General features: G+C 61.8%; 3 pseudogenes. 1 reads left to right on the forward strand and 2 read right to left on the reverse strand.

What is annotated here, in order from left to right:
* Window positions 1–477 precede the first annotated feature (477 nt).
* Window positions 478–1,697 (reverse strand): annotated as a pseudogene (locus tag AC097P_RS23350) (transposase); the annotation flags it as partial.
* A 133-nt stretch (window positions 1,698–1,830) separates the two neighbouring features.
* Between AC097P_RS23350 and AC097P_RS23355 the strand changes: the two are divergent.
* Window positions 1,831–2,031: pseudogene (locus tag AC097P_RS23355) on the forward strand (RNA polymerase subunit sigma-70); the annotation flags it as partial.
* A 63-nt stretch (window positions 2,032–2,094) separates the two neighbouring features.
* Here the strand turns inward: AC097P_RS23355 and AC097P_RS23360 are convergent.
* Window positions 2,095–2,288, reverse strand: a pseudogene (locus AC097P_RS23360) (TetR/AcrR family transcriptional regulator); the annotation flags it as partial.

The following is a 2,288-nucleotide window of genomic DNA, read 5'->3' on the forward strand; positions in this document are numbered from 1 at the left end:
GCGGACTGGTTTGTCGGCGTATTGGGTTGCACATATTTTTCGGGCGGGCTCTATTCGCCGGTTATCTGGTGGTTTGCGACCAGCCCGTTGACTGCAACCCTGCTACTGGGTTTAACCGCAATGCCATCATCTGGCTTGCCATCAATTCAGCGCTGGTGCTGGCCTTTGGTATCGCGGCGGGGCTCGGCGTCAATTTGCCGTTCCTGTACGACGTCCATCATGCGGACTTCTTTTTTGCCACCAGCCAGATCGGCCTGGTGCTAACGCTGTTGAAACAGATAGGCATTTCAACAACATGGGGCCAAATATCGCACCACGAATGCGCGCTCAATCCGCGTGAAACACGCGATTTCCGGCCCCTGCTGCCAGGTTTTACCAGATTCACCACCAGGGTTTGGTGTTCAGGCGCGTGCGGTGCGCGGCGAGTACCGGGCGCACAGACATCCCGCAGCGACTCAGAGTCGCCAGTTTTGTCGGTCACCAACCTGTGCGCTGATCAACCTCGTAGTCGGGGGCCGGTTGTGCGGCCCCATCCCAGTCAGTTGCCCAGTCCGGCTCGTCCGCAACACCCTCAACCGCCTGCGCATCGCAGTCGTCCCACAGCGGTGGCCCGCGCGCCGGGGCAATGTGCGGGGGCTCGGAGTCCACCCCGATGTGATCAAGGATCTTCCTGATCTGCGTCCCCTCGGTAATGAAGGCGATCAGGCGCATCTGCCCACCACACAGCGGGCACAGCAGCGGGAACACTTCGTAAATACGCGCTATCAGCACCGCCCACAGGTAGTACGCCGGTGAACGTTTGGGTGTCGCAGGCTCGGGCATGGGCGGGACCGCGTTGCCCTGCGGCACCACTGCAGGCACGCCCTCGCCGCAGCCCTGTGCGGAGAGTTCGGAGCCAGCACACCAAAATAGCGATGCAGGTGCGTTCGCGGCGGTGGCACCAGCGCTGCAATGCGGGCTATCAGCTCCAGCGGCGTGAGGTGTAGTTCGTCGACCTTGGCGCCACGCTTGTCCGAGCCAGGCTCGCTATGTTGTTTGGCGCAGCGGTACACCAAATCGCATCCCTCTTTGCGCAGGCGGTCCATGGCAAAAGGCGGGCGGGCGCAGTACCTCAGCAGCCGCTCCAGTGCTGCGCGGTCGTCTGCTTCGATGCACACCCCCGCGTCCACCCAGAAGCCGCTGTGCTGGTAGCCCAGCATCTCTTTGGCGTCACAACACTCCAGCAGGCCCCGGCCCACGAAGGCGCGCAAGATGCGTCGGCGCGAGCCGAACCGGTGGATGTGGACTTGGGGTTTTGCCAAAGCCACTGCGCCTATGTGCAGCGCCGCCTTGTCCACGTGGGCCGCACCAGCGCAGTGGTCCTGCAGGCTTTGCGTAATCACCCGCAGAAAAATACGCAGCACCATGTTGAGCACTGCCCCGTCGCGCTGCATAAAGTAGCGCAGTCGCTTTGGGACCGAGAGCACCCACTGGCGCACCGGCAGGCGGGGGAAGACATGATCGCAGAGGTGCGCCGCTGTCTCCACCATGCGCCGCGTGTTGCACGAGGGGCAGACACCCCGGCCTTTGCAGGAATAGGCGACGAAGTAGTCGTGTCCGCAGTCATCGCACCAGGCCCTGGCAAAGCCATGAGCGAAGATGCCGCACTCCAGATATTTACGGAATGCTTGGCGGACATAAGGCTTGGGGGTGTGGTGGCGGGCATGGGGCAGTGCCGGCGTGGGCTGGGTGCCTGATGATACTGGGTTTACATCCAGCATAACCAGGTATTGACTTCGCCCTGTGCAGTCGCCGTTTGCTCCTGAACTGATAGCACGCGAGATTCTGGACAGTGTTGCCGACGATCCGCGCCTGGCCAGCTACCAACCCTACTGGGCCGCACGTGCCCACCTGCTGCAGCGCAGTGGTGCCGTTGACGCCGCCGACGCGGCCTACGCGCAGGCGATAGGACTGGAGCTAGACCCCGCAGTGAGGCGGTTTTTGCAACAACAACGGGCTGAATTGAAGCTGCCGCCCGGAATGTGTTTATGAGAAATAAGTCTGTAGCCCCCATAAAACATAGCGATATAGCTATTATAAAGATAGCAATATCGATTACATCAGGTCCCCGCGCAATGTCAGCAACAAGCGCAGACTATCCAGCGCAGGTGCCGCACCTTCCATTTGGGCACGCACGATGGCGCCATCCACGGCCACCGCTACCGCTTGGGCGATGGCCCCGCGTTGGGGGCCAGGGGTGAGCAGTGTGGCGATAACGTCCGCCATATCCCGCTTGTGGTTCTGCGCGA

The organism is Rhodoferax sp. ZS1R8, assembly GCF_056521325.1.